Genomic DNA, 9826 nt, shown 5'->3' with positions numbered 1-9826 from the left:
CGAGACAATATTAAGAAATTTATTCTTATTAACGTTCATAAAGAACTATGTTTTCCATGGCAAAGATAATGGTAGAGGAAAAAGCCACTTACATATAACACTAATAGTCAAGCATTTAAAAACCTTATTCCTTGTAATATTTTTCCACCTTGCAAGCTATCCTATCTTTCCATTTTCGCACCGTTTCTACATCTCTAAATAATTACAAAAAGATAAATATAATTATTTCAATATGAGAGTAATTCAAGGTGATTTCATTTCCAATTAATACAGATTAAGTTTGTTTTTTTCTGTAAAAATGTTATCTTTGTGGATAGGTAATGTGTATAACATTATTTTCATATGCTCACAATGATTAAATTATAGATAAATAAATTGTTTAATCTTCTAAAGTTTGCATTATGGAAAAGAATAAAATTGGCTTAAATGCAGGAAAAGTGTGGCGTATCTTAAATGAAAAAGGTGAACTTTCCATGTTCGATTTATGCCATGAGCTGGGTTTGACGTTTGAAGATGTAGCTCTTGCTATTGGTTGGCTGGCCAGAGAAAGCAAAGTCTTTTTAAGAAAAAAAGAAGGAATGCTTTTTGCAAGCATTGAGAATGTTGAATTTTCTTTTGGCTAAAGTGGAAACTAAATTACATTTAAGGTGGAAATCTACTTTATGATCTACACTACTAAAAATTTAATAAAGTGGATATGTGGGGATATTTGCGTTCAAAATATTGTAACTTTTGATTCAGCTCCATTACGCATTCAATAACAAACAGACTACATAACAGAGCTAAATCAAAACTGTCTCTCAGAGTTCTATAGTGAAAGTTGAAAGTAAAACGCCACCAAAAGAATCAATCTTGTGGCATCAATACCACTCCCAGCTTTTTCTTACCATCCATCTTCACTACTATTGGTTTCTCAAACCGCACATGCCGCAAGAATTTAGTTTCCTCAACAGCAGGCTGTGCGTTCAGGAAATCCTGATTGTAAACACCGTCATTCATAAAAGCATTAATAGTGAAGTAACCCACTCCAAACGAAGTAAGGTTCTGGAAGAAGTGTGTTCCCTGGCTGGGATCTACCCGATAGTTCGTCAGCCCGGCTTCCACAATGACACGGGCAGCAGAGATATGCGGCCACTTCACCGGAATACCGAGCCAGGTATCACTACTTCCCCATCGTCCGGGGCCAACCAGCACATAATTCTTCCCTTCGTTTAAGAACTGCTGATTCATCTTTTCTATCTCCCAGGCAATAGCCTGATTATTGGAAGCACTGTATCCGTCGGTCTTAACATAAATGATATCACACACCTCATTCATGATTCCGTGCCCTAATGAGTTGTTAGAACGCAGAATGACATCTTCATCCGGAATGGTGGTGAGATCTTCGTCAAGTATCTCTTTTGTATCGACAATGGGACGAATCTGCAACAGATAGAATGTACCCGTCTTATCCTGTTCGCGGCTCAAAGTAGCAGCAAACTCTATCTCTACAGGGCGACGCATTTCCTGTTCGCTATGCTTCAGAACCAATTGCAGGATACGAGCCAGAGGGAATACATCATGTTGCAGGATATTGGCAAACGTGATCACTTTGCGCCCTCCCGGATACAATCCATCCCGAATCACCTGATCGTAAGGATCATAAGTAGAAGCAATGTAACGCAACGCACCATCTTTTTCCGCCTCTTTCACATGAAGTTTCAGCAGATTGAATCCATCATCAATAGAAAAGTCTTCTCCGGCATTTTTAAGATCGAGCGCATAAAAACGGGTTTGCGTCTCCTTCAAGGCAATCTCCATTTCACTGGTCTGTAATACCTGATTGGGGTGATAGGGAGAGAAACGAAGCGTCATTCCGCCATCTACGATATATTTTCCCAAACCAAGAGCCAGATTGACAGTACCTTCTTCTGCTTTCTCATCTCCTATCGGATAGTAATTGAGCGAACGAGCCACACCAGACATAGACGGATAATAACGGTCGCCATACTGGTTACCCACCACTTCTTGCAGAATAACAGCCATCTTTTCCTGATCAATCACATTGGAGGTAGCCTGCATATATGCTTTACTATCTTTAAAATAGACAGAAGCATACACCCCCTTGATAGCATCAGAAAGCATACGGAGCATCTCGTACTTATCATCCAGATAAGGAATCATATAAGTATTATAAATTCCGGCAAATGGCTGATAATGTGAGTCTTCGAGTAATGAAGAAGAACGAATGGCAATAGGCGACTTCACTACATCAAAGAAGGTAAAGAAATCTTCCACCAGTCTGTCCGGCAGCTTTGCCTTCAGGAAATATTTCAGAATTATATCATCATCGGCATCGGAAAGAGCTATCTGATATAAATTATTCGTATCCATAAACTCATCAAAGACATCCGTACAGAGTACTACCGTCTTCGGAATGGCAACACGGGCATTCTCAAATTCTTCAAATTCAGGATGGCGCTTCACCATATTATCAATGAAAGCCAGTCCACGTCCTTTTCCTCCCAAAGACCCATCGCCAATACGGGCAAAATTGGAATAACGGTCGAAGCGATCGCGCTTAAAAACAGCCACTACACCCTGATTTTTCATCTTACGATACTTCACAATGGCCTCGAAGATAATCCGCCGGTGAGCATCTACATCCTGCAAGCTATTCCAGGTGATAGGTTTAAGGAATTCGGCAACAGGAAACATAGCCCGCGAATACAACCAGCGCGACACGTGATTACGGGAAATATGATATAAAAATGATTCGGCCGGAACAGCAAAGAGAATATTTTGCAGTTCTTTCAGGTTCCGCACACGGGCAATCTCCTCTCCCGTTTCGGGGTTACGAAAGACAAAATCTCCGAAACCAAAGTTATCAGAAACAATACGGCGCAGATCCACATCCATTTTCTTGGAATTCTTATCAATAAAACTGGCACCATATTTGGCAGCATAAGCAGAATTCTCCGATTCGGACGACTGAATAATAAGGGGCACGAACGGATCTTCTTTTCGTATGGCAGCACAAAGTTTAATACCTGCCAACCCATCTTTTTCTCCACGCTCTACGCGAGGAAACCGTACATCGGTAATCACCCCAAGTATATTGTTTTTATATTTTTCGTACAGCGTAATAGCTTCCTCATACGTACGTGCCAGCACTATTTTAGGACGTCCACGCATACGCAAAGTACGCTGGTGGGCATTCAGGGCCTCAGTAGAGAACTCCTGGCTCTGTTTCAAGACAAACTTATACAGGTTTGGCAACACCGAAGAGTAGAAACGGATACCGTCTTCTACCAGCAAAATAAGCTGTACCCCTACTTCTGCCACATCGTGCTCCAGATTCATCTTATCTTCTATCAATTTAATGATAGATACCAGCAGATCGGTATTACCCAACCAGCAAAATACATAATCAAACGCACTCAGATCTTCATCGGCAATACGCGCTGTAATACCATGACTGAAAGGCGTAAGAATGACTATAGGAATGTGCTCATACAGACTCTTAATGTGACGCCCGATATCAAAACTGTCATTATCTCCCGTACCCGGCATACAAATAACAAGATCAAATGTCATACTTGCAAGCAGTGCCAGAGCCTCCTCTTCTGTAGAAACCTGCGAAAAACGGGGAGGATAGCGAAGCGACAAGGAAGTATATTCGTTAAAAATTTTTTCATCAATACGCCCGTCATCTTCAAGCATAAAAGCGTCATACGGATTGGCTATCAACAGGACATTGAAAATACGCCGCGTCATCAGATTGGCAAACTGCGTATCTTTGAAATAAAGCTGATTTAATTTGTATTTACTGAGCATGGATTTCCTGTAGTTAAAAATTGAAAGACAAAATTCGCCTTTTTTATCGGGAAATGCAAATGAATTTTATAGAATTAAAGGTGGTTATTTCGCCGCTTCTGTATATATTTGTACTTTTCTCACTACAAACAACTATTTATAATGAAAAAAACAGTCTTATTATTAAGTGGAATTATGGTCATGTCATGTACATCCCAACAAAAAAAATTGGTCTATCCTAAAACAGCCAAAGTAGACAGTGTAGATGTATATTTCGGGACAAAAGTCTCCGATCCTTATCGCTGGTTGGAGAACGATACCAGTGCAGCTACTGCCGCCTGGGTAGAAGCAGAAAACAAAGTAACCAATGCATATCTTGCTCAAATACCCTTCCGTGAGCAACTGTTGAAACGCTTAACCGATCTGGCAAATTACGAGAAAATAGGTACTCCATTCAAGAAACATGGAAAATACTATTTTTATAAAAATGACGGATTGCAAAACCAGAATGTATTATATGTACAAGACTCATTAGACGGAGAAGCCCGTGTTTTTCTGAATCCGAACCAATTGTCGGATGATGGTACGGTAGCACTCACCAGCCTCTCTTTTTCCAACGATGGTAAATATACGGCATATACCATTTCGCGGAGTGGTTCGGACTGGTCCGAGATCTATGTAATGGATACCGCCACAGGTAAACTGCTCGAAGATCATATTAACTGGGCCAAGTTCACAGGAGCAGCCTGGCAAGGAGATGGATTTTATTATAGTGCATATGATGCTCCGGCAAAAGGTAAAGAATTTTCCAACGTCAATGAAAATCATAAGATATATTATCATAAAATCGGTACTCCTCAAACCGAGGATAAACTGATATACGAGAATCCTGCATACCCAAAACGCTTCTACTCTGCCAGTACAAGCAAAGACGAACGTATTCTCTTTATATATGAATCGGGAGCCGGAAGAGGTAACAATCTATTTATAAAAGATTTAAAGAGCCCCAATGCAACACTCTTGCAATTAACCACCGACTTCGACTACCAATACTCTCCTATCGAAGTTATCGATAACAAAATATACATATTTACTAATTACGGAGCTCCGAAAAACCGGATCATGATAGCCGATATCAATAACCCGCTGCTGGAAAACTGGACAGAACTCGTACCCGAAAAAGCTTCGGTTCTTTCGGATGCAGAAATAATTGGTGGCAAACTCTTTCTGACTTACGACAAGGATGCATCCAACCATGCTTATGTTCATGATCTTAACGGGAAAAGACTACACGAAATCGAACTCCCTTCATTGGGTTCTGTAAGTTTCAGTGGTACCAAAGATGATAAGGAATGTTTCTTTGGCTTCACTTCATTTACTATTCCGGGAACTACCTATAAGTACGACATAGACACAAATACCTCAGAGTTATACCGTGCTCCGAAAGTAAAGTTCAATCCGGACGATTTTATAACCGAACAGATCTTCTTCCCAAGCAAAGACGGTGTTATGATTCCGATATTTCTTACGTATAAAAAAGACTTGAAGAGAGACGGCCAAAATCCGGTATTCCTTTACGGATACGGAGGATTTGGTATCAGCCTCAACCCGGGATTCAGTACCAACCGTATTCCATTTCTTGAAAACGGAGGTATCTATGCACAGGTAAACCTGCGGGGTGGTAATGAATATGGTGAAGAATGGCACGTTGCCGGTACTAAGATGCAAAAGCAAAATGTGTTCAATGATTTTATTTCTGCCGCAGAATTCCTTATCAACAATGAGTATACCAATCCGGATAAAATAGCTATTGTAGGTGGTTCAAACGGTGGTTTGCTGGTAGGTGCCTGTATGACACAGCGCCCCGATCTGTTCAAAGTAGCCATTCCGCAGGTAGGAGTTATGGATATGCTCCGCTATCATAAGTTTACCATCGGCTGGAACTGGGCCAGTGATTACGGAACAAGTGAAGACAGTAAAGAAATGTTCGAATACCTTAAGGGATACTCTCCGTTACACAATCTGAAACCAGACACGAAGTATCCGGCCACCATGGTTACTACTGCCGATCATGACGACCGCGTAGTTCCGGCCCACTCATTCAAATTTGCTGCTACATTGCAGGAGTGCAATGACGGTACTAATCCAACCCTTATCCGCATCGATAGCAAAGCCGGACACGGAGCGGGTAAACCAATGAAAAAAGTACTGGAAGAGCAAGCCGATATATACGGATTTATTATGTATAATTTAGGAATGGATCCAACAAAACTTTAAACTATTAAGGGGATTTACGATTAGACAATCCGAAGATTCGGAGATTTACGATTAGACGATTTACAATTTACGATTGAAGTTACTTATAATTTTATGTAATCCCAATCGTAAATCGTAAATCGTCTAATCGTAAATATTAAGATCGTCTAATCGTAAATCAAATTGTCATTTTATCATTATTTAATCAAAATATCACCATAAAAAAGAGGTTTATAGAAAAGTTTTCCTATATTTGCAGTGTCAGTAGTTGACATTTTATCAGAATGAACCTTTTAAAACATAGTATTATGAACATTCAGAAAATTATGTCCTCTCTTGAGGCGAAGCATCCCGGTGAATCTGAGTACCTCCAAGCAGTCAAAGAAGTACTTCTCTCTATTGAAGATATATACAATCTGCATCCAGAGTTCGAAAAAGCCAAAATAATAGAAAGACTTGTCGAACCGGATCGCATCTTTACGTTTCGTGTAACATGGGTAGATGATAAAGGTGAAGTACAAACCAATTTAGGCTACCGCGTACAGTTCAATAATGCTATCGGCCCGTATAAAGGCGGTATTCGTTTCCATGCATCTGTAACCCTTTCCATTTTGAAGTTCCTGGGCTTCGAACAAACATTCAAAAACGCATTGACTACCCTGCCGATGGGTGGTGGTAAAGGTGGTTCCGACTTCTCTCCCCGTGGAAAGAGCGATGCTGAAATCATGCGTTTCTGCCAGGCTTTCATGCTTGAATTATGGCGCCATATAGGTCCGGATATGGATGTACCTGCCGGTGACATAGGTGTAGGAGGTCGTGAAGTAGGCTATATGTTTGGTATGTATAAAAAGCTGACGCGCGAACATACCGGTACTTTCACCGGTAAAGGCATGGAGTTCGGCGGTTCCCGTATCCGTCCCGAAGCTACCGGTTTCGGCGCCTGCTATTTCGTTCAGCAAATGCTGAAAGATAAAGGGACCAGTTTTGAAGGTAAAACAGTGGCTATCTCCGGTTTCGGAAATGTGGCATGGGGTGCTGCTATTAAAGCTACAGAATTGGGTGCCAAAGTGGTTACCATTTCCGGTCCTGACGGCTACATCTATGACCCGGATGGTATTTCCGGTGAGAAAATAGACTATATGCTCGAACTTCGTGCCAGTGGTAATGACATTGTAGCTCCTTACGCCGAAGAATATCCGAATGCAACTTTCTACCCGGGTAAAAAGCCTTGGGAACAGAAAGTAGATATCGCTATGCCTTGCGCCACTCAAAATGAAGTGAACGAAGAAGATGCCAGACAACTGGTTGCTAACGGAGTGATGTGTGTAGGTGAAGTATCTAATATGGGATGCCGCCCCGAAGCCATTGATACATTCCTTGCTGCACGTATCATGTATGGTCCGGGTAAAGCAGTCAATGCAGGCGGTGTAGCAACTTCCGGTCTTGAAATGACTCAAAATGCAATGCATATTTCCTGGACTTCAGAAGAAGTAGATAAGAATCTGCATCAGATTATGAACGATATTCATGCCCAGTGCGTAAAATATGGTACTGAAAGTGATGGCTATATCAATTATATGAAAGGTGCCAACATTGCAGGATTCATGAAAGTGGCTCATGCGATGCTTGGACAAGGAATTATTTAAGATTTACGATTGGACGATTTACTATTTACGATTGGAATTACATCTATTTATTCACAAGTAACTTCAATCGTAAATGGTAAATCGTCTAATCGTAAATCTTTGGATTGTCTAATCGTAAATCTTCGGATTGTCTAATCGTAAATCTTCGGATTGTCTAATCGTAAATAGAAAAACTTTGTTTAGTTGTATTTGTATTTGTGGTTTGCGCTACTCTCCTCCTGTGACAGGACGTGGGTAGCGCACTTTTTTACCAGAAGGTTTCATTTTCAACCAAAATAGCCTAACTTTGCATCTCAAAATCAAAACATAATAACGAGATGTTACAACCGGAATTAAAACTGCGCCGCGATAAAATACGCTGGCTGATGGCTCAACAAGGTATTGATGCCGCCCTAATCACTTGTAATGTAAACTTGCTCTATACGTACGGCCGTGTTGTCAGCGGATACTTATACTTGCCTCTTAACGCTCCCGCCCGCTTATTTGTAAAACGTCCCAACAATATATCAGGCGAACATATCTTCTCTGTCCGTAAACCGGAACAAATCATAGATATCCTGAAAGAGGAGAAATTGCCCATGCCTACTAAACTGATGCTCGAAGGTGACGAATTGCCCTATACGGAATACGTACGACTGGCTGCCATATTTCCGGATATAGAAGTCGTTAATGGTACCCCGCTTATCCGCCAGGCACGAAGTATAAAGACAGCTATTGAAATAGAATTGTTCCGTCGCTCGGGAATTGCACATGCCAAAGCATACAACCAGATTCCTTCTGCTTATCGTCCGGGAATGACTGATCGCGAATTCTCTATTGAAATTGAACGTCTGATGCGCCTGGAAGGATCACTGGGTATTTTCCGCGTATTTGGTCAAAGTATGGAAATCTTTATGGGAAGCGTACTGACTGGCGATAACGCAGCTGTACCTTCTCCCTACGACTTTGCTTTGGGAGGTGAAGGACTCGATCCGGCACTGCCGGGAGGAGTAAATGGTTCTCCGCTGAAAGAAGGCCAAAGCGTAATGGTGGATTTAGGTGGTAACTTCAACGGATATATGGGCGATATGAGTCGCGTGTTCTCTATCGGCAAACTGAGTGAAAAAGCCTATGCCGCACATCAGGTTTGTCTGGATATACAAAACGAGGTTGCTTCAATGGCTAAGCCTGGAGCTGTATGTGAAGATTTGTATAACACTGCCATTGATATGGTTACCAAAGCCGGATTTGCAGAAAACTTCATGGGCATCAGCCAGCAGGCACGTTTCATTGGTCATGGCATCGGATTGGAAATTAACGAAATGCCTGTAATTGCACCACGTATGAAGCAAGAGCTGGAACCAGGTATGGTATTTGCTTTAGAACCCAAAATCGTTTTACCAGGTGTCGGTCCTGTTGGTATTGAAAACTCATGGGCTGTCACCAGCGAAGGAGTTGAAAAACTGACGATCTGTAATGAAGAAATTATTGAACTCTGAAATAGTGATTAGTGAGTAGTGATAAGTGATTAGTAGGCTGCGCATCATGCCGCACGGTACTAATCACTTATCACTACTCACTAATCACTACTCACTACTCCTCCATCTGAGTTTCCAGCCTCAAACTCTCCCACTCCGTCCATGTAGGAGAAACCATGCACTGCGGTTCCTGTATTTTACCAATCATAGCAGTTGCTTTCTTCACGGCAGTACTGGTTTTCTCAAAGAGTTCTTTCATTGAAAGGTTTCCTTTTGCATCCTTAATCGTTTTAATCAGGAAGTAAGTATAATAGCCTTGCTTTTTATCGTGATAAACACTTGAGGTCTGATCACCACTACTTGAAGAGAAACTCAAAGTATTCCCCTGAGGCAATCCTACTTTCGGCACTACGCGTACTCCTTTCTGTGCAAGCAGCAGGGTAGCACTCTTATAGCCACCACTGAAACAAGCATCGAGAAATACGTATGCACCTTTCACCGGATACGCAGCCAGTTCTTTATATGCTTCATTCAAAAAAGCAGAACGCGTAGATTCTATTACTGCCAGTATCACTGCCACAGAATCCTCATCGAAACGTTTATTCACGAGAATGAATACAGTTTTATTTGAAAATAAAACAGAAAAGAAAAAAGAATAACATCAGAAACAAA

6 protein-coding genes are annotated in these 9826 nt (G+C 41.3%); 4 read left to right on the top strand and 2 right to left on the bottom strand.

Features of this window, described 5'->3' with window-relative positions:
• The first annotated feature begins 398 nt into the window (after positions 1–398).
• The gene (locus HCG69_RS07980; RefSeq protein WP_221649620.1) at positions 399–623 is read left to right on the top strand and encodes a winged helix-turn-helix domain-containing protein; all 225 of its coding nucleotides are present in this window, start codon (positions 399–401) and stop codon (positions 621–623) included.
• A gap of 223 nt (positions 624–846) precedes the next feature.
• On the opposite strand, the gene HCG69_RS07975 is transcribed toward HCG69_RS07980, so the two are convergent.
• Complete coding sequence (locus HCG69_RS07975; RefSeq protein ID WP_221649612.1) at positions 847–3816, bottom strand: PEP/pyruvate-binding domain-containing protein; 2970 nt, start codon at positions 3814–3816, stop codon at positions 847–849.
• Positions 3817–3957: 141 nt separating this feature from the next.
• Between HCG69_RS07975 and HCG69_RS07970 the strand changes: the two genes are divergently transcribed.
• The 3 genes from HCG69_RS07970 (at position 3958) to HCG69_RS07960 (ending at position 9175) form a co-directional block, all read left to right on the top strand.
• Positions 3958–6072, top strand: a complete 2115-nt coding sequence (locus tag HCG69_RS07970; protein ID WP_221649611.1) for a prolyl oligopeptidase family protein — start codon at positions 3958–3960, stop codon at positions 6070–6072.
• Positions 6073–6359: 287 nt separating this feature from the next.
• Positions 6360–7697, top strand: a complete 1338-nt coding sequence (gdhA, locus tag HCG69_RS07965; RefSeq protein WP_221649610.1) for an NADP-specific glutamate dehydrogenase — start codon at positions 6360–6362, stop codon at positions 7695–7697.
• A 317-nt stretch (positions 7698–8014) separates the two neighbouring features.
• On the top strand, positions 8015–9175 hold the full coding sequence (locus HCG69_RS07960; protein WP_221649609.1) for a Xaa-Pro peptidase family protein: 1161 nt from the start codon (positions 8015–8017) through the stop codon (positions 9173–9175).
• Between the two features lie 94 nt (positions 9176–9269).
• Here HCG69_RS07960 and HCG69_RS07955 read toward each other — a convergent pair whose 3' ends face one another.
• On the bottom strand, positions 9270–9761 hold the full coding sequence (locus HCG69_RS07955) for a caspase family protein (protein WP_370634137.1): 492 nt from the start codon (positions 9759–9761) through the stop codon (positions 9270–9272).
• Between the last annotated feature and the right edge of the window lie 65 nt (positions 9762–9826).

This window comes from Bacteroides sp. K03, assembly GCF_019734355.1.
GTDB lineage: Bacteria > Bacteroidota > Bacteroidia > Bacteroidales > Bacteroidaceae > Bacteroides > Bacteroides nordii.
Note: the sequence above shows the minus strand (reverse complement) of the source record. Positions and strands in the feature narration are given on the sequence as shown.